General features: G+C 76.3%; 19 protein-coding genes. 9 read left to right on the top strand and 10 right to left on the bottom strand.

The features are described 5' to 3' along the window. The first annotated feature begins 614 nt into the window (after window positions 1-614). The gene (locus tag KGD84_RS22010; protein ID WP_220562275.1) at window positions 615-1,703 is read left to right on the top strand and encodes a glycoside hydrolase family 5 protein; all 1,089 of its coding nucleotides are present in this window, start codon (window positions 615-617) and stop codon (window positions 1,701-1,703) included. 129 nt (window positions 1,704-1,832) lie between these two features. Here KGD84_RS22010 and KGD84_RS22005 read toward each other — a convergent pair whose 3' ends face one another. Beyond that, window positions 1,833-4,322: an ATP-dependent Clp protease ATP-binding subunit gene (locus tag KGD84_RS22005; RefSeq protein WP_220562274.1), complete on the bottom strand. Its 2,490-nt coding sequence runs from the start codon at window positions 4,320-4,322 to the stop codon at window positions 1,833-1,835. A 168-nt stretch (window positions 4,323-4,490) separates the two neighbouring features. Between KGD84_RS22005 and KGD84_RS22000 the strand changes: the two genes are divergently transcribed. Together KGD84_RS22000 and metX are read left to right on the top strand one after the other, a co-directional pair. Further along, window positions 4,491-5,798 (top strand): bifunctional o-acetylhomoserine/o-acetylserine sulfhydrylase, encoded by a 1,308-nt coding sequence (locus tag KGD84_RS22000; RefSeq protein WP_220562273.1) that lies wholly within the window; start codon window positions 4,491-4,493, stop codon window positions 5,796-5,798. Continuing rightward, on the top strand, window positions 5,795-6,964 hold the full coding sequence (gene metX, locus KGD84_RS21995; protein ID WP_220562271.1) for a homoserine O-acetyltransferase MetX: 1,170 nt from the start codon (window positions 5,795-5,797) through the stop codon (window positions 6,962-6,964). The genes KGD84_RS22000 and metX overlap by 4 nt, the downstream gene beginning before the upstream one ends. On the opposite strand, the gene KGD84_RS21990 is transcribed toward metX, so the two are convergent. Together KGD84_RS21990 and KGD84_RS21985 are read right to left on the bottom strand one after the other, a co-directional pair. Further along, on the bottom strand, window positions 6,944-7,555 hold the full coding sequence (locus KGD84_RS21990) for a hypothetical protein (protein WP_220562270.1): 612 nt from the start codon (window positions 7,553-7,555) through the stop codon (window positions 6,944-6,946). The genes metX and KGD84_RS21990 overlap by 21 nt on opposite strands. A gap of 64 nt (window positions 7,556-7,619) precedes the next feature. Beyond that, a complete protein-coding gene (locus KGD84_RS21985; protein ID WP_220562269.1) occupies window positions 7,620-8,573 on the bottom strand; it encodes an aldo/keto reductase in 954 nt (317 codons plus the stop codon). 194 nt (window positions 8,574-8,767) lie between these two features. Here KGD84_RS21985 and KGD84_RS21980 point away from each other — a divergent pair, with 194 nt between their 5' ends. Next, entirely contained in the window at window positions 8,768-10,873 is a 2,106-nt protein-coding gene (locus KGD84_RS21980; RefSeq protein WP_220562268.1) for a tetratricopeptide repeat protein, read from the top strand. A gap of 14 nt (window positions 10,874-10,887) precedes the next feature. Here the strand turns inward: KGD84_RS21980 and KGD84_RS21975 are convergent, their stop codons facing one another. The 3 genes from KGD84_RS21975 to KGD84_RS21965 all read right to left on the bottom strand — a co-directional run bounded on the left by KGD84_RS21975 (window position 10,888) and on the right by KGD84_RS21965 (window position 13,630). After that, the gene (locus KGD84_RS21975) at window positions 10,888-11,811 is read right to left on the bottom strand and encodes a hypothetical protein (RefSeq protein WP_220562266.1); all 924 of its coding nucleotides are present in this window, start codon (window positions 11,809-11,811) and stop codon (window positions 10,888-10,890) included. Window positions 11,812-12,163: 352 nt separating this feature from the next. Next, window positions 12,164-12,703, bottom strand: coding sequence for a hypothetical protein (locus KGD84_RS21970; RefSeq protein ID WP_220562264.1), 540 nt, complete (start codon window positions 12,701-12,703; stop codon window positions 12,164-12,166). Window positions 12,704-12,817: 114 nt separating this feature from the next. Beyond that, complete coding sequence (locus tag KGD84_RS21965) at window positions 12,818-13,630, bottom strand: DUF3592 domain-containing protein (protein WP_220562263.1); 813 nt, start codon at window positions 13,628-13,630, stop codon at window positions 12,818-12,820. Between the two features lie 126 nt (window positions 13,631-13,756). Here KGD84_RS21965 and KGD84_RS21960 point away from each other — a divergent pair, with 126 nt between their 5' ends. The 3 genes from KGD84_RS21960 (at window position 13,757) to KGD84_RS21950 (ending at window position 19,111) form a co-directional block, all read left to right on the top strand. Further along, on the top strand, window positions 13,757-15,109 hold the full coding sequence (locus KGD84_RS21960; protein WP_220562261.1) for a hypothetical protein: 1,353 nt from the start codon (window positions 13,757-13,759) through the stop codon (window positions 15,107-15,109). Between the two features lie 70 nt (window positions 15,110-15,179). After that, window positions 15,180-16,313: a hypothetical protein gene (locus tag KGD84_RS21955; RefSeq protein WP_220562260.1), complete on the top strand. Its 1,134-nt coding sequence runs from the start codon at window positions 15,180-15,182 to the stop codon at window positions 16,311-16,313. Continuing rightward, window positions 16,313-19,111: a tetratricopeptide repeat protein gene (locus KGD84_RS21950; RefSeq protein WP_220562259.1), complete on the top strand. Its 2,799-nt coding sequence runs from the start codon at window positions 16,313-16,315 to the stop codon at window positions 19,109-19,111. The genes KGD84_RS21955 and KGD84_RS21950 overlap by 1 nt, the downstream gene beginning before the upstream one ends. 13 nt (window positions 19,112-19,124) lie before the next feature. Here the strand turns inward: KGD84_RS21950 and xylB are convergent, their stop codons facing one another. From xylB to KGD84_RS21930, 4 genes are all read right to left on the bottom strand, one after another. Then, window positions 19,125-20,510 carry a xylulokinase gene (gene xylB / locus KGD84_RS21945; protein ID WP_220562258.1) on the bottom strand — a complete coding sequence of 462 codons (1,386 nt, stop codon included), beginning with the start codon at window positions 20,508-20,510 and terminating at the stop codon, window positions 19,125-19,127. Between the two features lie 119 nt (window positions 20,511-20,629). After that, window positions 20,630-21,145, bottom strand: coding sequence for a flavin reductase family protein (locus KGD84_RS21940; protein WP_220562257.1), 516 nt, complete (start codon window positions 21,143-21,145; stop codon window positions 20,630-20,632). Window positions 21,146-21,176: 31 nt separating this feature from the next. After that, window positions 21,177-21,722: an NAD(P)H-dependent oxidoreductase gene (locus KGD84_RS21935; RefSeq protein WP_220562256.1), complete on the bottom strand. Its 546-nt coding sequence runs from the start codon at window positions 21,720-21,722 to the stop codon at window positions 21,177-21,179. Window positions 21,723-21,787: 65 nt separating this feature from the next. Next, window positions 21,788-23,044, bottom strand: a complete 1,257-nt coding sequence (locus KGD84_RS21930; RefSeq protein ID WP_220562255.1) for an SfnB family sulfur acquisition oxidoreductase — start codon at window positions 23,042-23,044, stop codon at window positions 21,788-21,790. A gap of 614 nt (window positions 23,045-23,658) precedes the next feature. Between KGD84_RS21930 and KGD84_RS21925 the strand changes: the two genes are divergently transcribed. Beyond that, window positions 23,659-24,186, top strand: coding sequence for a cysteine dioxygenase (locus KGD84_RS21925; RefSeq protein WP_220562254.1), 528 nt, complete (start codon window positions 23,659-23,661; stop codon window positions 24,184-24,186). Further along, on the top strand, window positions 24,183-24,569 hold the full coding sequence (locus KGD84_RS21920) for a rhodanese-like domain-containing protein (RefSeq protein WP_220562253.1): 387 nt from the start codon (window positions 24,183-24,185) through the stop codon (window positions 24,567-24,569). Before KGD84_RS21925 ends, KGD84_RS21920 begins: the two co-directional genes overlap by 4 nt. Window positions 24,570-24,715 lie beyond the last annotated feature (146 nt).

Below are 24,715 nucleotides of genomic sequence, written 5' to 3'. Positions count from 1 at the left end.
CGCCGCCACGTGCGGGTTTCCCCGACGTCGCCCCGGGTAGCCGTGTACACACATCCCTCCGACCGACGATTCCGAGCCGGGACACGACCGGTGGGGGACGGCGGGCGGCGGTCCCCGCCCGCTTCGGGGCGGCGGCCCCGGCCGCGCGGTCCTCCCGACAGCACGGAGGAGACATGCACACCGTGCACCCGAACCGACAGCCCCGTTCACAGCACCGCCCGCGCCCGTCCGCGCACCGGCTGCGCTATCCCGACCCGGCGCCGGAGCCGCCGATGCCGCCGGACCCGTTCCCGCCCTCGCCGATGCCCGTGCCCCCGCCTCCGCCCGAGCCGGGGCCGGATCCCGAACCGCCGGGCCCCGGCCCCTTCCCCGAGCCGCCCCCGCCGGAGCCCCAGCCCGAGCCGGCCTGAACCGGGGGCGGGCCGGACCGGGCCGTTCCCGCCGGTGACGGCGGTGCCCGGCGGGGAGGGTGTCGCCCGGGGCGAATCCGTTCCGTAAGGGGGATTGACCCCAGCGTGACGGAGGCTTAGGTTTCGGACAGGAAGGACTCCTTCCGGTTCGGTGCGGCCCCGGCCCCGGCCGCATCGGACCGCCGCCCCCCGCCGGAGGAAGCCGTGCCCCACCCCTCGTCCCGCCGTGCCCGCAAGCCCCGCACCGCCCCCGGGCGCCTCGCCCGCGCCGGGTCCGCGCTCCTGGGCCTCGGCCTGGCCGCGACCGCCGCGTTCACCGTCCACGGCCAGGCCGCCGCGGACCCCGCCCCCGCCGCCGCGGACGCCGCCGCCACCCCGGTGGGCGAACACGGGCGGCTGCGCGTGTGCGGCATCAAACTCTGCGACGAGAACGGGCAGCGGGTCCAGCTCACCGGGATGAGCTCCCACGGCCTCCAGTGGTTCGACCACTGCCTCACCGACGCCTCGCTGGACACCCTGGCCCACGACTGGAACGCCGACGTGCTGCGCGTGTCCATGTACATCCAGGAGGGCGGCTACGAGACCGACCCGCGCGGCTTCACCGACCGGGTCCACGAGCTCATCGGGGAGGCCACCGAGCGCGGCATGTACGTCATCGTCGACTGGCACATGCTCAGCCCAGGGGACCCCAACCACAACCTCGACGCCGCCCGCACCTTCTTCGCCGAGATCGCCGACGTGCACGCCGACAAGGACAACGTGCTGTACGAGATCGCCAACGAGCCCAGCGGCGTGCCGTGGTCCTCCATCAAGGGCTACGCCGAGCAGGTCATCCCGGTCATCCGCGCCCGGGACCCCGAGGCGGTCGTGCTGGTGGGCACCCGCGGCTGGTCCTCGCTGGGCCTCTCCGAGAACGGGGACCACCGGGAGATCACCGCGGACCCTGTGGACGCGGACAACATCATGTACGTCTTCCACTTCTACGCGGCCTCGCACACGTCCTACCACCGCGAGGGCCTCCGCGCCGCCGCGCGGGAGCTGCCGCTGTTCGTGACCGAGTTCGGCACCCAGGAGTACACGGGCGACGGGCCCGACGACTTCGCCTCCGCCCAGGCCTACCTCGACCTGATGGAGCAGGAGCAGATCAGCTGGGTCAACTGGAACTTCTCCGACGACTTCCGCTCCGGCGCGGTCTTCCGGACCGGGTCGTGCTCCTCGGGCGACTGGGACTCGCTCAAGCCGGCGGGGGAGTGGATCAGGGACCGCATCCGCGAGAGCGGCACCTCCGCCTGACCCCCGCACGCGGGCGGGGCGCGCCGCGCGGACGCGCCCCGCCCACCGCCCCCGGGGCCTCCGGACACCGGCGGACCCGCCGCCGCGGCCCGGACGGCCGCGCGCCCGGGCCGCCGGGCCCGGACCGGATCAGGCCGAGGACGCGGTGGAGATCCGCAGGCCGTCCTCCCCGTCCGCGTCCACGACCACGTCGTCGCCCTCGACGAGCTGCCCGTCCAGCACCATCCGCGACAGCCGGTTGCCCACGTTGCGCTGGATGGTGCGGGCCAGCGGCCGCGCCCCGTACGCGGGCTGGTACCCCTGCCGGGACAGCCACCCCACCGCCTCGTCGGTGAAGCGGATCGTGATCCCCTGGGCCTTGAGCCGCCGTTCGGTCTCGGCCAGCATCAGCCGGGTGATGCGGTCCAGCTCCTCGCGGTCCAACTGCCGGAAGACCACGATCTCGTCGATCCGGTTGATGAACTCGGGCCGGAACTCCTCCCGCAGCCGCCGCATCACCCGCTGCTCGGTGTCGGGGTCCATCTGCCCGTCGCTCGTGAACCCCATCGGGGCCCCGCCGGTGATCGCCTCCGACCCCAGGTTGCTGGTCATGATCACCACCGTGTTGCGGAAGTCCACCGTCCGCCCCTGCCCGTCGGTGAGGCGCCCGTCGTCGAGCAGCTGCAGCAGCAGGTTGAACACGTCGGGGTGGGCCTTCTCGACCTCGTCCAGCAGCAGCACCGAGTACGGGTGGCGGCGCACCGCCTCGGTCAGCTGGCCCGCCTCCTCGTACCCGACGAACCCGGGCGGGGCGCCGGTCAGGCGGCTGGTGGTGTGCCGCTCCTGGAACTCGCTCATGTCGATCCGCACCAGCGCGTCCTCGGACCCGAACAGCGCCACCGCCAGCGCCTTGGCCAGCTCCGTCTTGCCGACCCCGGTCGGGCCCAGGAACAGGAAGCTGCCCACCGGCCGGTCGGGGTCGCCCAGCCCGGCACGGGAGCGGCGGATGGCCTCCGACACCGCGGTGACCGCCTCGTCCTGGCCGATCACCCGCTCGTGCAGCACCTCCTCCAGGCCGACCAGGCGCTCGCGCTCCTCCTGCGTGAGCCGGGCGACGGGGATCCCGGTGCTGCGCGAGACCACTTCGGCGATGTCGGCGGCGGTCACCTCCGGCACCGCCGATCCGGTGCCGCGCGCCTGGTGGACGGAGCTCCGGGCGGCGTTGATCTCGTCGCGCAGCGCCGAAGCCCGCTCGTAGTCCTCGTCCTGGACGGCCTTCTCCTTCTGCTCCTCCAGGTTCTCGAGCCGCTCCTCCAGCTCGCGCAGCGCGGAGCTGGAGGTCCTGAGCCGCAGCCGGACCCGGGCGCCCGCCTGGTCGACCAGGTCGATGGCCTTGTCGGGCAGGAACCGGTCGGTGACGTAGCGGTCGGACAGCTCGGCGGCCGCCACCAGGCTCTCGTCGCTGAAGCGCACCTGGTGGTGGGCCTCGTACCGGTCCTGGAGGCCGCGCAGGATCTCGATGGTGTCCTCGACCGAGGGCTCGGGCACCAGGATCGGCTGGAACCGGCGCTCCAGGGCGGCGTCCTTCTCGATGTTCTTGCGGTACTCGTCGACGGTGGTGGCGCCGATGATGTGCAGCTCGCCGCGGGCCAGCGCGGGCTTGAGCATGTTCCCGGCGTTCATCGACCCCTCGGCGGCCCCGGCGCCGACGATGGTGTGGATCTCGTCGATGAAGACCAGCAGCCGGTCGGACTGGGCGCGGATCTCGTCGATGAGCGTGGTGAGGCGCTCCTCGAAGTCGCCCCGGTAGCGCGTCCCGGCGACCAGCCCGGCCAGGTCGACCTGGACCAGGCGGCGGCCGCGCAGCGTCTCGGGCACGTCGTCGTCGGAGATGCGCTGGGCGATCCCCTCGACGATGGCGGTCTTGCCGACGCCGGGGTCGCCGATGAGGACGGGGTTGTTCTTGCGGCGCCGGGCCAGCACCTCGATGCACTGGTCGACCTCGTCGTCGCGGCCCACGACCGGGTCCAGGCGGCCCTCGCGGGCGAGCCCGGTCATGTCGGTGCCGAACTCGTCGAGGGTGGGCGTGGCGGACGGCTCCCCCTCGGCCTGTTCCGCCGCGGCGGGGGCCGGGCCCGCGGCCCGCTGGAGGCTCTGCGGGGTGACCCCGGAGTCGCGCAGCAGCCGCCCGACGGCGCTGTCGGGGTTGACGGCGAGCGCGAACAACAGGTGCTCGGGCGTGATGCTGGAGCTGCCGGTGGCGCGGGCGATCTGGAAGGCGTCCAGCAGGCCGCGCTTGGCGGAGGGGGTGAGCAGGGCCGAGGCGCGCACCGACCTGGGAGCGTGGGCGGCGGCCTGGTCGATCACCTCCTCCAGGCGGCCGGCGCCGCCCGCGGTGCGTTCGACGAGGTCGCGGGTGGGCTGGTACCGCAACAGGGCCCAGAGCAGGTGGACGCTGTCCACGTCGGCGCTGCCGTTCTCCAGGGCGCGGCGGACGGAGGCGTCGGCGACCTGGCGGGCCTCCGGGCTCATCAGCTTGGACAGGTCCACGCGGCGCACCTGGCCGCGCGAGGAGCCCAGGAACCGGGCCAGGAACTCGTCGAACGAGCGGTCGCCGTCGTCGGGAAGGTCGGTGGTCATCGTGTGCGTCCCCCGGGCGAGAATGTAATGACCCCATAACCCTAAGTGACGATGTGTCCGGTGTCCGGTAAGGGATTCCGTCGGAGGCCTGGTGTCAGGGTGGTCGCGGTGTTACGCTGCGATCAATTCCCTACTTTTCCTATCTGGATTAAAGGAACAGGTGCGCCGATGACCGTCCCCGAACACCGGTGGTCCTTCGAGACCCGGCAGATCCACGCCGGAGCGGCCCCCGACACCGCCACCAACGCCCGGGCCACGCCCATCTACCAGACGACCTCGTACACGTTCCGGGACACGCGGCACGGCGCCGACCTGTTCAGCCTCGCCGAGCCCGGCAACATCTACACCCGCATCGGCAACCCCACCCAGGAGGTGCTCGAACAGCGTCTGGCCGACCTGGAGGGGGGCGTCGCCGCCGTCGCGTTCGCCTCGGGCTCGGCGGCCGTCACCGCCGCCGTCCTCAACCTCGTCCAGGCGGGGGACCACATCGTCTCCAGCGCCCTGCTCTACGGCGGCACGTACAACCTGTTCCACTACACGCTGCCCAAGCTCGGCATCGAGGTGGACTTCGTCCGGGACCAGGACGACACCGACGCCTGGCGGGCCGCCACCCGGCCCGCCACCAAGCTCTACTTCGCCGAGACGCTGGCCAACCCCGGCGGCAACGTCCTGGACGTGCGAGCGGTCGCCGACGCCGCGCACGGGGAGGGCGTGCCCCTGGTCGTGGACAACACCGTGCCCACGCCCTACCTGCTGCGGCCCGCCGAGCACGGCGCGGACGTCGTCGTGCACTCGGCCACCAAGTACCTGGGCGGGCACGGCACCACCGTCGCGGGCGTGGTCGTGGACGCGGGGACCTTCGACTTCGGGGCCGACCCCGGGCGCTTCCCCGGATTCAACGAGCCCGACCCCAGCTATCACGGGCTGCGCTACTGGGAGGCGCTGGGCCCGGGCGCCTACGCCGCCAAGCTCCGGGTCCAGCTGCTCCGCGACACGGGCGCGGCCATCGCCCCGATCAACGCGTTCCTCATCCTCCAGGGCGTCGAGACGCTCTCCCTGCGCGTGGAGCGCCACGTCGACAACGCCCTGGCCCTGGCCGCCTGGCTGGAGGAGCGGGAGGAGGTCGAGAAGGTCTACTACGCGGGCCTCCCCTCCAGCCCCCACCACGGGCTCGCCGCCCGGTACCTGCCCCGGGGCGCGGGCGCGGTGGTCTCCTTCGACCTGCGCGGCGGCGTGGACGCGGGCAAGGCGTTCGTCGACGGCACCGAGCTGTTCAGCCAGCTCGTGAACATCGGCGACGTGCGCAGCCTCATCGTCCACCCCGCCAGCACCACCCACAGCCAGCTCACCCCCGAGGAACAGCTGAGCGCGGGCGTCACCCCCGGCCTGGTCCGCCTCGCCGTCGGACTGGAGGACGCCGACGACCTCAAGGCCGACCTGGAGCTCGGTTTCCGGGCGGCGCGGGCGCTGCGGTGACCTCCGCTCCCGGCCGTCCCGCCGCCCGGTGGTCCGGCCCCCTCAGGGAGGGTCCGGCCGGAGGATGGCGGGACGGCGACCCGGTCGGCGGGCGCCGCTGGGTGCACCTGCCCGCGCCCCTGGAACTCGAATCGGGGGAGGCCCTGCCCGGGGTGCGCATCGCCTACCAGACCTGGGGGCGGCCCAACGCGCGCCGCGACAACGCCGTCCTGGTCCTGCACGCGCTCACCGGCGACTCCCACGTCGCGGGCCCCGCCGGGCCCGGGCACCCCGAGCCGGGCTGGTGGGACGGACTGGTCGGCCCGGGCCTGGCCCTGGACACCGACCGGTTCCTGGTGGTGGCCCCCAACATCCTCGGCGGCTGCCAGGGCAGTACCGGGCCCTCCTCCACCGCGCCCGACCGGAGGCCCTGGGGGAGCCGGTTCCCGCACATCACCCTGCGCGACACCGTCCGCGCGGAGGCCGCGGTCGCCGACGCGCTGGGGGTCGAGCGCTGGGCCGCGGTCGTCGGCGGATCCATGGGCGGGATGCGCGCGCTGGAATGGGCGCTCACCCTCCCCGACCGGGTGGACCGGGCACTGGTCCTGGCCTGCCCGGTGGCCGCCACCGCCTGGCAGATCGCATGGACCTCGCCCCAGCTGCACGCCGTGCGCGCGGACCCGGACTGGTCGGGCGGCGACTACCACCTCACCGGCCGCGCCCCGGTCGACGGGCTCGGGGTGGCCCGGCGCATCGCCCACGTCACCTACCGGGGGCCGGGCGAGCTCGACACCCGGTTCGGCCGCCGGCCCCAGGACGGGGAGGAGCCGGGGCGCGGGGGCCGGTTCGCGGTGGAGTCCTACCTCGACCACCAGGCGTGGAAGCTGGCCCGGCGGTTCGACGCGGCCAGCTACGTGGTGCTGACCGAGGCCATGAACGGCCACGACGTCGGACGGGGCCGGGGAGGGGTCGAACGCGCTCTCAAGGACATGCCCGAACGCACCATCGTCGCGGGAGTGGACACCGACCACCTGTACCCGCTCGCCCGGCAGGAGGAGATCGCCCGGCACCTGCCGGTGCCGGGGCGGGCGCGGGTGATCTCCTCCCCCCACGGGCACGACGGGTTCCTGCTCGCGGTGGACCGGGTGGGGGAGCTGGTCCGGGAACTACTCGGCGACCTCCGCTGAGGCGGGTGCGGGGATCTCGTCCAGGGAGGCGGAGATCTCCCTCCGGCCCTGCCGGGCCAGGAGCAGGAGGTTGTGGGCGCAGCCCCACTCCTGGGACAGCCGCCCGTGCGACTCCTCCGCCTCCGCGAGCTCCTCCGGGTCCTCCCGGTCGAAGCCCTCGTACTCCAGCACGCCGTCCACGTCCCGCAGCTGCAGGGCGAGGGACTCGAAGTCGTCGGGACCGAACCCGTCCTCGGCCGGGTGCCGGCCGTGCCCGCAGGGCTCCTCGGCGAGCGGGGCCAGCAGGCGCACGGCCTCGGAGAACGCCCGGTGCACCTCGGTGCGCATCGTCCGGATGTCCGCCCACTGCCGATCGTCGTTGCCCTCGACCGTCGCGGCCCAGTAGACGACCGACAGGGTGGACAGCAGGGAGACCACGACGGGACGCTCCGCCGACAGGTCGGCGAGCAGCCCGGAGGCCGCCGCCTCGACGCGCCCGAACGGATCGTAGGAGGGGTAGCCCTGGAATATGTCCTCCAGGTCGGGGAGCCCGTCCTCGACGTACTCGCGCTGCTGCTCTTCGGTGAGGGGTCCGGTGATGCCGTTGCTCATGGGACGTGTGATGCACCCGGGACCGGAGTGGTTGCAGCCGGTACCCGGGTGCCCGTCCGCGGGGTCAGGGGGCGGACGCCTCGGTCAGCAGGTCGGCGGACTCGGCGTCCAGGACCAGCGTGTTGACCGGCAGCAGGTCGGCCAGCTGCTCGGGGCCGCGGGCGCTGGCCAGCACCGAGGACACCGTCGGCCGGTCGGCCAGCCAGGCCAGCGCCACGGCGGCCTGCGGGACGCCCAGCCGCCCGGCGACCGTGTCCAGGGCGTCGAGGACGCGCAGCGCCCGCTCGTCCTCCAGCAGCGCTCCGGCCGAACCCGCGCGCGGGCTGTCCACGCTCGGGCCGCCCGGCCGGTACTTCCCGGTGAGGAAGCCGCGCGCCAGCCCGAAGTACGGCAGCAGGCTCAGCCTGCGCTCCCGCGCCAGGGGCACCAGCGCGTCCTCCACGCCCCGCTCCACCAGGTTGTAGTGCGGCTGGACGCAGACCGGCGCGTGCAGGCCCTGGTCCGCGCAGATGTCCAGCCAGGCGCGGATGCGGTCGGGTGTGTGGTTGGACAGGCCGATGTAGCGCACCTTGCCCGCGTCCACCAGCTCGGAGAAGGCGCGGGCGCTCTCCTCCAGCGGGGTGTCGGGGTCGTCGAAGTGCGCGTAGTACAGGTCGATGGCGTCCACGCCCAGCCGTTCGAGCGAGGCGTCGGCGGCGGCGCGGACGTTGCCCGCGGACAGGCCCGGGAACTCCGGGTGCCTGCTCACCTTGGTGGCCAGCACCAGGTCCTCGGGGCGGCCCCGGTCGGCCAGCCAGCGCCCGATGAGGGTCTCGGACTCCCCGCCCCGGTGTCCCGGGGCCCAGGCGGAGTAGGAGTCGGCGGTGTCCACGAAGGTGCCGCCGCCCGCGACGTAGTCGTCCAGGACACGGAAGGAGGCCGACTCGTCCGCGGTCCACCCGAACACGTTCCCGCCCAGGCACAGCCGGGAGACGTACAGATCGGAGTCGCCGAGGGGACGGGGCTTGACGTCGTTCATGCTCACCACGGTTCTTACGGGGGCGGATGCTGCCGCGCACAGGCTAGGGCACCGCCGGCCCCGCTGCCAGTGTCGCGGCCCCGGCCGGGACCCCGGCCGAGAACGGTCACCCTCCAGGGCGGACGCGGGACCGTGCGGGACCGGATCGGTAGGCTGCCCCTACCCCGGCAGCGCGACACCCGTGAGGTGGCACCTTGAGCGACGAACGGCCCGAACCCGCCCGCACCGAGAACAGCGTCGGCGACGTCAGCGGCGGGACCACCATGATGGGGCGCGACATCACCGTGAACATGGTCGGGCCGCAGGGCGGCGGCGCGCCGCTCTACGCCGTCCCCGCCCCGCCCCTGTTCGTCAACCGAGACGGGGAGCTGGAGCGGGCCCGGGACTTCGCCCTGGACGGGGGCCCGCACGCCCGCGTGCTCGTCGTCCAGGCGACCCCGCGCGGCAGCGGGGCCACCGCGTTCGGGCTCAAGGTCCTGCACGAGGTCTTCGTCCGGGACCCGCGGCGCTTCTCCGGCGGTTACTTCTTCGCCGACGTCGAACGAGACGGGGTGGCCGAGTCCGTCAGCGAGATCCTGCGGCGGATGGGGGTCGAGGAGATCCCCGCCGGGCAGCGCAGGCGGCGCGACCGCCTCCAGGGGGAGTTCACCGGCCGGGGCGCCGTCGCCGTCCTGGTCGACTCCCCGGCCGGGGTCAACGACGTCCTGCCCTTCGTGTCCACCGCCCCCGGCAGCCTCACGGTCGTGGCGACCGCCCACGACTTCGAGTTCGACGAGGTGCTGCCGCACGTGCAGGACGAGTGGATCGGCATCGGCGCCCTGCCGGCCGAGCACGCGGTGGAGCTGCTGTGCGCCAAGGCCGGGGTGGAGCCGGAGACCGACGAGGACCGCCGCCTGGTCGAGGACCTGGCCGGCTACACCGGAGGCAGCCCGCACCTGCTGCTCCAGGTGGGCCGCAACATCCGGCGGCTGCGCCGCCGGGCCGACGGCGCCCTGGCCGCCGTGCACCGGAGCCTCATCGTCCCCGCCCCGGCCGGGCCGCGGGACGGGGACGGCGAGGGCGCGGGCCTGCCCGCGCCGGTGCACGCGGCGGCCGTGGCGCTGTCCTGCCACCCCGAGACCGACTTCGGGGCGGGGGTGGCCGCCCGCGTCCTCCCCGGCGAGGACGCCGGAGCCCTGCTGGCGGCCCTGGTGGAGGGGGACGTGCTCACCGCCGTACCGGGGGGCAGGTACCGGTTCCGGACCGCCCGCGCCCAGCGCGAGCTGGGGGCGTCGGCCCACGACCGGGCCGCCGTGTTCGGACGGGTCCTGGAGTACTACTTCGGGCTCGCCGCGGCCGCTCACCGGGCGCTGCTGCCCGGCCGCTGGCTCCAGGCCGACCTCGACCACGACTCGGCGTTCCCCGACACGGCGGGCCCCCGCTTCGAGGACGGCGGGGCGGCCCGCCTGGCCCTGGCCCCCGACCGGGCGGCCCTGCGCGCCGCCGTCATGCACGCGGCGGTGCGCGGCGAGCACCGGCGGGCCGCCGAGCTGTGCGAGCACCTGTGGGCGTACTGGTTCACCTCGGGCCTCTTCGCGGACGTGGTCGACACCCACACCGAGGTGCTCCGGCACGCCCTGGGCGCCCACCGCCTGTCGCCCGCCCGGCTGTCCCGCCTGTGCGTGCAGCGTTCCATCGCCTACCGGCGCGACGGCTCCCTGGAACAGGCGCGCGAGGACGCCGAACTCGCCCTGGAGCTGGCCCGGGAGGCCGAGCCGGTACAGCCGCCGGTGCTGCTCACCGCCCTGGAGGCCGTCGGCGACGTGGAGCGGGAGGAGGGGCGTCCGGAGCCGGCCGCCGAACGGTTCGCGGAGGCGCTGGCCGTCGCCGAGGCCGCCGAGCCGCTCGACCCGCGTGCCGTGCTCAACGCCTCCCGCAAGCTCGCCCAGGTCCGCCTGGAGCAGGGGGACCGCGACGCCGCCCGCGGTCTGCTGGTCCGGGCCCGCGACCTGGTGCTCCTCAAGCGCCCCGACGACCTGCACAACCGGGCGCGGGTCGGCGCCGCCCTGGGCGACCTGCTGCTGGCGTGCGGCGACCGGGAACGGGCGCTGGAGCAGTGGGACGTCGCGGCCGAACTGCACACCCGGCTCGGCGACGACCGCCGGACCGGCGACATGTACGTCAAGCGCGCCGACGCCCTGGAGCCGACGGACCCCGCCGCCGCGCGGGCGGCGCTGGAGACCGCGCTGGAGCACTATTCCCGGGCCGGGGCCCGCCACCTGGTGGCGCGGGTGCGGTCCCGGATCACCGAACCGGGCTGACCGGTCGGGGCCGATCAGGGCCCCAAGCGCTCCACCCCGACGCGGACCGCCCGGTCGCCGATCCTCACGGTGCACACCAGGCCGTCCGGTTCGGCGACGGTGCGGCGCAGCCGCAGGAACGCCGACGCGTACGCGGTCGGGTCCGGGGCGGCGGCGCCGCGCGGGACCAACCGGTGGCGGACGCCGTCGCGGTCCAGCACCAGGCAGGCGTCCCCGTCGGCCTCGGCGGCCAGCCGAGTGCCGGGCAGGGCGGCCAGGGCGTCGGCGAGCCGCCGCCACGGGTCGCCGGGCGCGGGCCCGCACAGCACCGCGTCGGCGGCGTCGCGCCACCGCGTCTGGGGCTCGTCGGCGTGCACGACCGTGTGCGGGCGGCGCAGCGACAGCCGCCCGGCGGCGACGGGCTCCGCCGGGCGCCGGGTCACCCGGACGGCGGTCGGGTCGGCGGGGTCGGGCTCGGCCGTGGCGATCAGCGGCGGGACGCCCGCGGTGTCGGGCCACCCCCGCCGGTACGCGGCCGGCGGCTCGGGCGGGACGACGCGCACCGGCCGGTCCGGTTCGGCCAGGTCCAGGATCTTGTAGAAGGCGGACCGCAGCACCGCCGCCGACCCGCCCGGGACCGAGGTCAGCAGGCGCGTGGTGGCGGCGAACCGGTCCGGGGTGTGCCGGGCGGCGTCCGCGGCCAGCTGGGGGAGCAGGGGCGCGTCCGGGTCGAGCCGGGTCGCCGCGCGGCCGAACCGGGCGATGGGGGAGGAGGTCGCCAGTTCGTGGTCGGGGAAGGCGCCGAGCACGGTGTGGGTCCCCAGCGCGGCGCCGTAGAACGTCACCGACCCGTGGTCGCCGATGACGTGGTCGGCCGCCACGAGGGCGGCCTGCCAGCCGCTGCGGGGAGGCAGGACGCGCAGCCCCGCCCGTTCGGCGTCGGCCAGCCAGGCGCGCACCTGCCAGGGGCCGTGGCCGTGCCAGACGTTGGGGTGCAGGGCCAGGGCGACGCGGTACTCGTCGACCGGAAGTTCCTCCAGCAGGCGCAGGGGCAGGTCGGGCCGGGCGCCGAGGAGGGAGGTGGGACCCCAGGTGGAGCTGATCAGGACCAGGCGGCGGCCGCCGGTCTCCAGGTGGTCGCGGTAGCGGGCGCGCCAGGGGAGCCCGGCGAGGATGCGGTCGTAGGTCGGGTCGCCCGCGACGACGGCGGAGTCCAGGGCCTCGGGGCAGGCGGCGGCGAGGCGGTCGCGCTGCTCGGTGTGGGAGAGGACGAGCGTCCGGGGGATGAGGGCGCCGTCGCGCAGGAGGGTCTCACGGGAGAGGCCGAAGACGGCGTCGGGGCCGGGAATGGAATCGGGATCGGAATCCGCGGGAAAGGCCCGGTCGGATTCCGGCTTTCCGGCTTTCCGGCTTTCCGGCTTTCCGGCTTTCCGGCTTTCCGGCTTTCCGGCTTTCCGGCTTTCCGGCTTTCCGGCTTTCCGGCTTCATCAGCTTATTATAACCGGCCCCGTGGGAGAAGACGACCATCGGGGCCTTGATCAGGTGCAGATCGTCCCCGTAGCTGGCCGAGACGGCGAGGTCGAATTCCTCTTCCACCGCCTGTTCCCAGGGGGCCACCGCCGCGCCGATGTCGGCGAGGAATTCGGTGACCCCCTCGCGGAAGTTCGAGGTTCGCGCCCGGGTGAAGACGAGCTGCACCCGGGGGTCGGATTCCAGGAGCGGGATGATGTCGAGAAGGCGGGTCAGCGCGGTGACCGTGTGCGCCACCACCAGGACCCGCCGGGCGTCCGGGGCGGTCGACCACCCCGGTGCGGCCCCGATGGGGACCCGGAGCCGCTCTCCGACCGACATGCGCCCTCCCGCGGCCCTCGTGTTCCTCGCCCGTGTTCCGTCCGGCGACGGAACAGCGTACCGAAGGCGCCTCCCCGCGGGGAACGCGGAGGGGCGGCCGCCTCCGGCACCGGATCAGTGGACGCCGGGGTTGGCGGGGGTCTGGATGGTGATCTCGTCCTCCTGGCCCGGCAGGTAGTGGACGGTGACCACCCGGCCGACCTGGAGGGACGTCGACAGGCGGGCGGGCAGCCGCTTGACCGTGCGGGTGTGGAAGACGCCGCCGTCGGGGCGGGTCACCGCGACCTCCACGTCCATCTCCGGGTTACCGTTGACCAGGTTCCCGGTCGGGCGGACCTCGGTGATGACGCCCTGAGCGGGGATCCCGTGCGCGGCGATCTCCAGCGCCCGCGGAGTGGTCAGCCCCGCCCGCAGCATCACCGCGTCGAAGGCCGCCTGCGCCGCCGCCTGGTCGCCGCTGCGGTCGATGGCGACCACGCCCGGGCGGTCGGGGCGGTAGCGCACCGGCAGCAGGACGCCCGGCTCCAGCAGGCCCACCTCGGCCGGGTCGAGCAGTTCCTTGGCCACGGCGGTGAACCGGTGCCCCTCCGGGGTCTCCACGTCCAGGGTGACGGCGATCTGCGGGGCGTCGTTGACGGTCAGCCCGGTGCGCCGCCAGTCGGTGACGGTGCCGACCGCGATCGGGGCGCCCGCCATCGCCTTCGCGCCGCCCAGGCCCCGGAGCGACGACTCGATCCTCAGCGTGAAGAGCGACGTCAGCAGCACGACGCCGCCGCCGATCGCCATCCCCAGGTACGACTCCCAGGGGCTGGGGAACCCGCCGGCCGGGGCGTTCAGCCCCAGCCACAGGTACCCGCCGAGCAGGCCCAGCCCGATCAGCACCTCGACGGCGAACACCAGACGCAACACCGTTCTCACCACGGACATGGGACGCCTCCTCGGCGGTCGGTCTCTCTCGGTCTCTCTGCCGTCCACAGTCCACACCGCGGCCCCCGCCTACCGATCCCAGGTTCCGGGCGGGCCGGCCGCCGACGGGCCGGGTATCGTCGTTCCGTGCCGGAGATCCCCGACGAACGACTCCGCCCCCGGTCGCAGGTCATCGACCGGGCCTGGCGCGCGCTCGGCCCCGGCCTGGAACCGCTGAGCGGCCCCGACGGCGCCCCGCTCACCCGCTCGGTGAAGCTGGTCGTCCTGCCCCTGGTGCTGCGGCCGGTGCTGCGCCCGGACCTGGCCGGGGACCTGCTCACCGCGCGGGCCGCCGACCTGGCTGCCGGGCTGCTGCGCGCCGACGGGCCCCGCCTGGTGGCCACCGCCCGCTGGTTCGCGCTGCTCAAGCGGGTGCGCCGGGCACTGAAGGTGGTCGGGGGCAACCCCCAGGACCTGTACTTCCAGCGGTGCTACGAACTCGCGACCGAGCACGGCGCCCCCGACGGCCCCGACGCCGAGGAGGTCGCCCGCGCCGCCGTCCTGGAGGCGGCCGACCAGGGCGACCGCACGGTGTCCGCCCTGCGCGGCCACCTGGCCGACCCCGCGCGCGCCCGCGCCGTCGCCTCCGCCCTGGCCGCAGCCTGGGAGTCCCGCACCCCGCCGCCGCCCGCGGGTCCGGTGCCGAAAGAGGGGACGCGGGCGCTGGCGGACGCGGTGCTGGACGGCTGCCCGGACGGCGGGGGAGGGGAGGCCTTCACCGCGCTGGTCGACGGGGGCCACGGCGGCGCCCTGGGCTCGGCGCTGTGGGGAGGTGCCGCCTCCGGGTGGGGCCGGCCCGGAGCGCCCGCGCACCTGGGCCTGACCGCGGAACCCGTCCCGCCGCCGCCCGCGGTGGGCGCGGGGGCCTCCACCACATCCCTGCCCGCCCCGCTGGACCGCAGCGTCTACGAGAGGGTGTTCACGCTGCTGCGGGCTCCCGGACACGACGGCCTGCCGCCGGTGCCCGAACTGGTGGACGCGGAGACGGCGCGCGCCTGCGCGCCGCTCGGGCTGACCGAGGAGTCCCTGCGCGTCGCGCTCCTGGTGGGCGGCCGCCTGGCCGTGGGCCTGGACCCGCTGGGTACGGGCACCGGACCCACCGCCGCGCACCGGGCCGTGGACCGGCGCTGGCGGCGCGAGTCCTCGGTGTCCCGGGCCCGCCGCGCCACCGTCGACCCCGCGGCCGACCAGGGTCCCTTCGCCGACCTGGCCCGCGCCCTGCGCGACCCGTGGACCGCCTACGTGCGCCGCCTGTGGGCGCGCCTGCACGGTCGCGACGCCCACGCGGTGCCGGTGTCCGACACCGCGGAGCTGTGGGCGCTGCTGGACGGCATCGCCTACTCGGTGCTGCGCGACCACCGCGCCCGCGTCCGCGCGGTGCTGCGGTCCCTGACCGCCCCCGCGAACGACACCGCCGACGCCTCCGGGAGTGCCGCATGAACGCGGTCCCGCCCCGCGCCCACCGGTCCCGTCCCGGAACGCCCGCCGCCCGCGGCCGGGGGAGCGGCGCATGACCGACGTGGAGATCACCGCGGTCGAGGGCGGCGTCACCGTCGCCGTCGCGGGCCGGGGAGCCGCCCCGCCGCTGTTCGCCTCCTCAGTGGTCGACGCCGACGGCGGGCTGCTGACCTGGCCGGACATCACCGCGTCCGGCCTGCCCGACGCGCACCTGGACGACGTGTCCGCCGCCCAGGGGTGGCTGTGGGACCTCTACGGCCCCGACACCGCCCGCGCGGTCGGCGCCGCCGCCCCCGGCACGGCCGTCCGGGTCCCCGCCGGGCCGGGCGCCCTGGAGCGGCCCCTGGCCGCCCTGGCCCTGGGCCACTGGGCGGCCCGCTGGTGGCCCGCCTCCCGCCTGGACGGCGTCCCGGCCCTGGACACCGACCTGCTGGGACTGGAACTGGCCGTTCTCGCCCACCGCGCCCACCGCGCACTGCCCCCGGACGCGGCCGCCGACCTGCTGCTGGAGCACCGCGCCGGGATCGGAGCGCTGCTCGACGAGGGCCCGCCCGGACTCGCCGCCGGACTCGCCGCGGTCGCCGACGCGGCCGGGATCGACGGCGGCGACATCGACGCCCTCACGGGCGCGGCGGCGCCCCCGGCCGCCCCGCCCCGTGCCGACGGCTACGCCCTCGCGGCGGGCCCCGGAACCCCCGGGCGCGCCCGGACCCTGGCCCGCGGCCACGGCGCCAACGACTGGTGCCGCCACCCCGCCGGGTTCCTGGACGCGGCGGAGACCGCCGTCTCCTGGACGGTCCTGGCCCACGGCGCCGCCCGCTCCGTCGAGGTGCGCGCGGTCATGGGCCCCCTCGGGCCGCGCGCGTCCGCCCACCCCGTCGCCGAGGTCGTCCCCGCCCCCGGCGCGGCCCCCGTCCGGATCCCCCTCGCACCCGAAGGTGACGCCTGGGTGGGCGGCGCCGGTCTGGACCTCCCCGCCACCGCCGTGCCCGCTCCGGACGTCGCGGTGCTGCTGCCCGGGTTCGACCCCGGCCCGAGCGGTCCCGGCGCCGCGGTCTTCCGGGACCGGCTGCGCTCCCTGGCCGCCCGCCGCCTCGACCTGGCCCGCGGTGCCCCCGCCGCCCCCGGCGAGCCGCCCCCGTTCGCCGCCGAGGTCCGCGCCGCCCGCGCGGACGAGGACTTCTGATGGCCGGCGGACCCCCCGACGAGATCCCCGTCGAGTACGGCGTCTTCTTCGGCGAGCCCTACGACGAGTGGCTGGCCAAGGCCGGGACCCTCCTCGAACTCCACCGCTTCCGCGAGGCCCGCGACATCCTCGACCGGCTCCTCGAAGCGACCGGCGGCCTCGACCCCTCACCCGTGGTCGACCTGCTGCGCGGCACCCTGCTCTCCGACCTCGGCCGCGCCCGCGTCGGCCTGGCCGACCTCACCGGCGGGGCCGCCGACCTGGACCGCGCCCTGGCCCTCCTGCGCCCCCTGGGACCGCACGTCACCGGCCCCACCGCCCGCCCCGTCTGGACCGGCATCCTCGTCCACACCCTCATCGAACGCGCCGAGAACGCCCGCCGCCTGGGCGACACCGGCCAGGCCGAGGCCCTGCTGGACGAGGCCGGGGTCCGCGCCGACGACAGCGTCACCCCCGAGGTCCACCGCGCCGAGACCGCGGGCGGCCGCGCCCTCCTCCTGGTCACCCGGGGCGAGTGGGGCGCCGCCGAAGAGCTGTACCGCTCCGCCCTGGCGGCCACCGACCCCGGCCTGCACCCCGTTCCCTACCTGCTCTCCGGCCTCGCGGACCTGCTCGCCGAGACCGGCCGCCTCGACGAGGCCGAGGACCTCCTCGCCCGGGCCGCGGAGCGCTTCCGCGCCCACGGCGGGGAGCCGCCCTCCCTGGACGGCGGCCGCGCCCACCTGGCCCTGCTCCGCGGGGACGTGGCCGAGGCCGAACGCCTCTACCTGCGCGCCTCGGTCGCGTTCGAGCGCGGGGGCGACCCCGTCTCCCTGGCCGCCTGCGAACAGGTGCGCGCGGCCCTGGCGCGCGTGCGCGGCTCCACCGACACCGCCCGGGCCCTGGCCGCGGCCTCCCGCGCCCGGTTCGAGGAGCACGGGGTGCGCGCCGCCCTGGGCGAGGGCCTGCTGGAGGACGCCCACCGCGCCCTGGCCGCCGGAGACCTGCCCGCCGTGCAGGAGCACGCCTCCCGGGCCCGCGCCCTCTTCGAGGAGCAGGGGGCGTTCGAGCGCTGCGCCCAGGTGGACCTGCTCATGGCCACGAGCGCCGCCGCCCTCGCGGAGACGGGGGCCTTCCCGGGCCGCGAACACGAGCTGCTGCGCACGGCCCTGGCCACGGCGGTGCCGGTCGCGCTGGCGCTGGCGGCGGTGCGCGCGGACTTCGCCACCGGGCACGCCCGCGCCCGCTGGGGCGAGCTCTCCCGCGCCGCCGCCGACCTGGCCTTCCGCCTGGCCTGGAGCACCGGGGACCAGGGGCTGCTGTTCGAGCTCGTGGAGGTGGCCTGCGCGGGCGCACCACTGGCGGTGGACCGCGCACCCGGCCCCGCCGACCCGGTCGCCGCGCTCTTCCCGCCTCCGGCCGCCCACGCCCCGGGCCTGCGGGTGGGGCCGGTGCCCCGGGTGGAGGTGTCGCCGGGGCGCTTCGCCCTCCAGGAGCACATCGCCGCGGCCGAGGCCCGCTACCGCCGCCCGGTGGTCTCCGACGGGTCCGTCGCCCCGGTCGCGGGGGCCGACCGCGCCTACCCGGAGCCGATGCCGACGGTGCTGGTCCGCCTGGCCGACGCCGGGGGGCTCTACATGTCCTGGCGCTGGACGGCGGGAGCCCAGGGGTTCGGCACCGGCTACGCGCCGGGCCCGGACACCGACGCCGTGCTGGCGGAGCTGTCCGCCGCCCTGCCGGGGCCGGAGGGGATCGCCGCGGCCCTGGGCGGCGCGCTCGCCGACCCGGCGGCCGAGCACGCCCTGGCCTCCCGCCTGTCCGAGGTGCTCTGGCCCGCCGAGCTCACCGACCAGATCCGCACCGTCGCCCGGGGGCTGGGCATGCGTCCCCTGGTACGGGTCCAGCCGTCCCCGCGCACCGGCCGCGTCCCCTGGGAACTGCTGGCGGCGGGCCCCGACGGCACCCGCCTGCTCGACCTCGCCGACGTGTCCCTGGCGGCCCCGGCCGCCCTCACCGCCGGCCCCCGCCCGGAGCCCGCGCCCGAAGGGCTGGCGGTGCTGGTCCTGGACCCACGCGTACCGGGCTTTCGCGCCGACGCGGAACTCGGCTCGGTGCTGGGGCGGCCGGGCACCGACCCGGACGTGCTCGCCCTGGTCGAGGCCCACCGCGCCGCCGACGACATGCTGCCCCGGGTGGCCGCGCCGCACGAGGCGCTACGGCGCACCGACCAGGACCGCCACTGGCTGAGCGGAGCCCTGCGCGCGGGCGCGCGCCGCCTGCTCTACGTCGGCCACGCCACCTCCGCCCCGGTGGAGGAGGGCCAGAGCGAGGACACCCTGCTCCACCTGTGCTGCACCGCCGACACCGGGGGCCACGCCGAACCGGTGCGCGGGCACCGCCCGCTCAGCGCCAAGGACCTGCTGCTGGGCACCCCGGACGGCCGGCCCGGGCACGAGGTGTGGCCGTCCCCGGCGCGGGTGGCGCTCATCGCCTGCGACAGCGGCGCCGACACCCGGTTCGCCGAACCCTTCGGCCCCGCCTCGGCGCTGCTGCGCAACGGCGCCGACCTGGTCACCGCGGCCCGGTGGGCGCTGCCGACCAACGCCGCCTTCCACCGCTTCGGCGGGGTCCCGGCCGGGGAGCGGCCGCTCACGGAGCTGATCGCCGCCGTGGACGCCGCCCACGACGCCCCCGCGCCGGTGCGCGTGCTGGCCGACTGGCAGCGCACCCGCCTGGACCGCTGGCGCGCCACCGGCGACCCGGCCGCCGCCCCCCTGCTGTGGGCGGCCCCGGCCACCGCCACCGCGGGCCCCCGCTGAGGGTCCCCGACGGTCAGACCCCGTGGACGGCGCGGCGGACCTCGGCGTAGCGGGCGCGCACCTGCGGGGCGGGGGAGGCCCCGACCTCCTCCGCGATGCCCCCGGCGTTCCACTCCGGCGGGGCGTCGGTGCCCGCCAGCGCCCAGGCGGCCTGGCGGGCGGCGCCCAGCGCCACGTACTCGGCGGGCTCGGGCACCGCCACCGGCGCGTCCAGCACGGTCGCCGCCACCCGGCGCACCGCCTCCGAACGCGCGGCCCCGCCCACCAGCAGCACCCGGCGCACCGGCACGCCCCGGTCGGTCAACGCGGACAGCCCGTCGGCCAGCCCGCAGAGCATCCCCTCGACCGCGGCCCGCGCCAGGTGGGCGGCCGTCATGTTGTCCCGGCGCATCCCGTGCAGCGATCCGGCGGCCGCGGGCAGCGCCGGGGTGCGCTCGCCGTCCAGGTAGGGCAGCATCACCAGCCCGCCCGCCCCCGGCTCGGCGGCCAGCGCCAGCGCGTCCAGCCCGGCCGGGTCGGTGCCCAGCAGCCCCGCGGTCGCGGTCAGCACCCGGGCTGCGTTGAGGGTGCACACCAGCGGCAGGTAGCGCCCGGTCGCGTCGGCGAACCCGCACACGGTGCCGGAGGCGTCGCGGACCGGGGTCTCGCTCACCGCGAACACCGTCCCGCTCGTCCCCAGCGACACCACCGCGTCGCCCGGCCGCAGCCCCAGACCCAGGGCCGCGCCCATGTTGTCCCCGGTGCCGGGGGCGACCACCGCCCCGCCCGGGGTGTATCCGACCGTCTCGGCGGGCGCCGCCACCCGCGGGGTGTCCAGCTCCCGCCCGAACGCCCGCACCAGCAGGTCCGTCCGGTACCCGCCGCCGCTCGCCGACCAGTACCCGGTCCCGGAGGCGTCGCCCCGGTCCGTGGCCGGGGCGCCCTCCCGGCCGGTCAGCCGCCAGGTCAGCCAGTCGTGCGGCAGCATCACCCCGGTCGCGCGGGCGGCGGCCTCCGGCTCGTTCTCGGCGAACCAGCGGAGCTTGGACACCGTCAGCGAGGCGCCGGGGACGTTGTCCACCGCCTCCGCCCACGCCCGGGGCCCGCCCAGCTCGGCGATGAGGTCCTCGGCGGCCCCGGCCGAACGGGTGTCGTTCCACAGCAGGGCCTCGCGCACCACCTCGCCGTCCCCGTCCACGGTCACCATGCCGTGCTGCTGGCCGGCCACCGCGACGGCCGCGACCCCGTCCAGCAGGCCCGCCGAGGCCTCCTCCAGCGCCGCCCACCAGGCGCGCGGGTGGACCTCGGTGCCGTCCGGGTGCGGGGCGCGCGCCTCGCGCACCACGCTCCCGTCACCGGCGTCGCAGACCACGATCTTGCAGGACTGGGTCGAACTGTCGATTCCGGCGACGAGGGGCATCGGGACTCCGCGGTGAAGGAATTAGTCGGGGTTCCCAACGAATTTAGCCCGCGCCGTCCGTTCTGTCACGGGCGAGGGGCGCCCGCGGGCGCCCCTCCCCTCGCGTCCCGCGGAGTGCTTCAGGCCAGCGGTGCCACGCCGCCGAACGCCCCGCGGTGGTAGACCAGCGGCGGCCGCGGGTCCTCCAGCACCAGCGTGTGCGTCACCCGGCCGACCACCAGCCAGTGGTCGCCGATCAGCCGGGTGTCGAAGCGGTCGCACACCAGGTACGCCACCGCCCCGTCCAGCAGCGGGACCTCCGACGGGCCGGGCCGCCAGGCCGTCGGCGGGGCGAACCGGTCCGCCCCCCTGCTCGCGAACCGGGTGGCCAGCTCCGACTGCTCCTCGCCCAGCAGCTGCACACCGAACTGTCCGGCCAGCCGCAGCGCCGGCCAGGTGGTCGAGGAGTCGGCGATGTAGAACGACACCAGCGGCGGGTCCAGGCTCACGCTGGTGAAGGAGGTGGCGGTCAGCCCCACGGGCCGCCCCTCCACGGCGGCGGTGATGATGACGACCCCGGCCGGGTGGTTGCGCAGCGTCGCGCGGAAACGGCCGGCCTCGGTCGAGGGCGGGGGGACGGTCTCGGTGGCACTCAACGGACTCTCCCGGGGTGGTGGGACGGCGGGTTCAGGACGCGGTGGCCCGGGCGGTCGCGCGCAGCGCCGGCGCGGCGGCCCCGGCCCAGGGGGCGAGCACCTCGTCCAGCAGCGGGGCGGGGACGTCCGGGCCCCCGGCGGGGACGGTGTCCTGGAGCAGCGCCACTCCGGCGGCGGGCACCGTCGCGCCCAGCTCCAGCAGCAGCGGCCGCAGGTGCACGTCCACCGCGAGGGTGTGCGCGGGCGAGGCCATCACCAGCACCGGGACCGCGGTGACCCCGGCCAGGCCGCCCGGGGGCAGCAGGTCCAGGAACACCTTGAGCAGTCCGGTGTAGGTGGCCTTGTAGGTGGGGCTGGCCACGACCAGCAGCTCGGCGGCGCGCACCTGCTCCAGGGCCGCGGCCACGTCCAGCGGCGGGCCGGGGGTGAGCAGCAGGGGTTGCAGGCCGGCGAGTTCGAGCAGGTCGGCCCGCTCGGGGAGCCCGGCGGCCCGGGCGGCGTGGCGGGCCACGGCCAGCCCGGCGGTGGCGGTGCGCGAGTGCGGTCGGGGGTTGCCGACGAGGACGGTGGTGGTCATGGCGGGCCTTCGGGTTCGGTGTGTCGGTCGGTCGGACGCGGTCGGGACGGGGCGGTCGTCGCGGGTCAGATCTGCCCGTGCCGCGGGGGGCGGCGCCGGTTGAGGGAGTACTCGCCCAGGTGCTGGACCTTCCAGCGCTCCGGGTCGTGGACGGTGTGGGTGCGGGCGTCGCGCCAGAACCGGTGCAGGTTCTCGCTCTGGGCGGTGGCGCGGGTCCCGGCCACCTCGAACAGCGCCGAGGACACCTCCACGGCGGTCCGGCCGCCGGCGACCTTGGCGGCGGCCACCGCCAGGGAGGCCTCGGCGGTGGCGTCCCCGGCCTCGGGTGAGTCCTGGGCCAGGACCGCGTCGGCGGTGTCCACCCGGGCGGCGGCGGTGGCCAGCAGCGCCTCGGCGGCGCGGACCCGGACCTCCAGCTCGCCGAACCGGTGGACGAGCAGGGGGTCCTCCGCCGCGGTGTCCGCCCCGCTCTCGAACCAGGGGCGGCTCTTGGTGCGGACGAACTCTGCGGCCGCGTCCAGGGCCCCGCGCGCCGCGCCGACGTCGATGGCGGTGTGCAGCAGCTGGGCGAACGCGCCGAACGTGGTGGGGGCCTCGAACGTGCGGTACTGCTCCAGCACCAGCGCGCCGGGCACCCGCACCCCGGACAGGTGCACGGTGCCGCTGGCGGTGGTGCGCTGGCCCATCCCGTTCCAGTCGTCCTCGATCCGGACCCCGGGGGCGGAGGCGGGCACGAGGGCGATGTGCGGGCGCGGGCCGCCGGGGGTCTCGGCGGGGGCGACGACCGCGAGCCAGTCGGCGAACAGCGAGCCGGTGGCGTAGTACTTGGTGCCCTCCAGACACCACTCCTCGCCGTCGCGCTCCAGCCGGGTGGCGTGCGTGTGCGCGGTCCTCCCCGAGCGCTCGGCCTGGGCGTTGCCGAGCAGTGCCCCGGCCAGGACGTCGCCGAACACCCGCTCGCGGGCGGCGGGGCCGCCGCGCAGGCGCACGGCGTTGAGGAAGGCGAAGTGCGGCTGGGGGATCTGGGCGAGGCTGAGGTCGGCGGTGCCGAGCAGGCGCAGCACCTCGGCGACGGTGGCGGCGCGCACGCCGGCGCCGCCCAGGGAGCGCGGCACGGTGATGCCCAGCAGGCCGGAGCGCGACAGCGCGAGCACCTGCTCACGGGGGAGCGTGCGGTCCCGGTCGCGGGCGGCGGCGCCCTCGGCCAGGCGGGGGAGCAGGTCGCGTACGGCGTCCAGGGCCTCGGCGTCGGTGGCCAGGACCCGGGCGGGCGCCCGGTCGTCGGCCGTGCCTCGGGCGGGGCCGGTGATCGTCTCGGACACGGGGAACCTCCTGCTTGTGGCGCACACTGACCTGTGAATACCTACCGGAATTGTGTGGAATTACAGCACGGGTCGGCCTGCGACGGGCGGTGGTGCCCGATCTTCGGCGTGGCGTTCGGTGCGGAGGTCTCGGGCGGCGGGGGTGTGCACGCCCCGGGCCGGGGTGGCGGGCCGCTCCGCGCACGGCGGCCCTCCCGGCCCGGGGCGTGGGGACCGGCCTCGCGGCGTCCGCCCGGCGGGGTGGTCCGGGCGGACGCCGCGGGTGCGGCGGGTCCTGGCCGGCGGCTCCGCGATTCCGTCGGCCCCCTCTCCAGGCTGGAGCGCTAATCACATTTTGTCAACCAGAAAAGTAGGAAATCTTCGGCGGGGCGCCCTCGGGCGAGGTCGGGGGGTGTGTCCGGTGCGGGTGCGACGCGCGTGGCGCGGGAGTATGCCGACTAAACCTGTAGGGAATGTGGTTTACTGCGGTGCATGGCAGTCAGCACTCCGGTACACCCGCCGCGGACCTGGCGGAGGTCGCTCACCTTCGACGAACGCTGTCGGTGAGCGGCCGGCGCGCCGCGCCGCCCGCACCCGACCCCGTCCGCCGCAGCAGTGAGAAGAAGACGAAGCCCATGACCGCCGACATCGCCACCGCACCCACACCGCTCACCCTGGACCGCCTGGCGGCGCTGACCGCCGAAGTGGCCGAAGAGGTCCGCCGGGGTCTGCACGAGATCCGCTTCGACGCCGAGAACCGCTGGTCGGTGCGCCTGCACGCGGACGACCACACCGACGTCTGGCTCATCTCCTGGACCCCCGACCAGTCCACCCGGCTGCACGACCACGCGGGCTCCCTGGGCGCCCTGACCGTCGTCGCCGGCGAGCTGGTCGAGCGCTACTGGGCCGGCGGGCTGCGCGAGCGCACCCTCGCCGACGGCGGGGGCGGCCGCTTCCCGCTGGGCCACGTCCACGACGTCGTCAACGCCTCCGATGCGCCCGCCGTCAGCGTGCACGCCTACTCCCCGCCGCTGACGGCCATGCACTACTACGAGGTGGGCGGCGACGGCGCCCTGCGCCGCACCGACAGCGTCCTCACCACCGACCCCGAGCCCGGCGCACCGACCCTGGACGGCGTCCCGGCCCGCGAGGGGGTCCGGTGAGCGCGGTCGACCGTCTCCTCCACGGCAGGCGCGCCCGCCTGGAGCGCCTCTCGCCCGCCGAGGCCCTGGCCGCCCAGTGCGCGGGCGCGCTGCTGGTCGACACCCGGCCCGCCGTCAACCGCGAGACCGAGGGGGAGATCCCCGGCGCCCTGGTCATCGACCGCAACGTCCTGGAGTGGCGCCTGGACCCGACCAGTCCGGACCGGGTGCCCGAGGCGGACTCCGCCGACCGGCACATCGTGCTGTTCTGCAACGAGGGCTACGCCTCCAGCCTGGCCGCCGCCCAGCTCCAGGAGCTGGGCCTGAGCCGGGCCACCGACCTCGTCGGGGGCTTCCGCGCCTGGCGGGCCCAGGGGCTCCCGGTCCTCGAACCCCGGCCCTGACCCGGTCCGGAGCGCGGTGAGACCCGGGCGGACGGGTGTCCGCCCGGGTCTGGCGCTCCGCGCGGCCCTTAATTACACTAAATCAGTAGGTTTTGTAGAGAACTGGCGGCGCCCCCGCCGCGTCCCCCACCCCAGGGCGCCCCGAC

Origin of the sequence: Nocardiopsis changdeensis (assembly GCF_018316655.1) — a bacterium.
Taxonomy (GTDB): Bacteria; Actinomycetota; Actinomycetes; order Streptosporangiales; family Streptosporangiaceae; genus Nocardiopsis; species Nocardiopsis changdeensis.
This window is presented reverse-complemented; position numbering and strand designations above follow the sequence as displayed.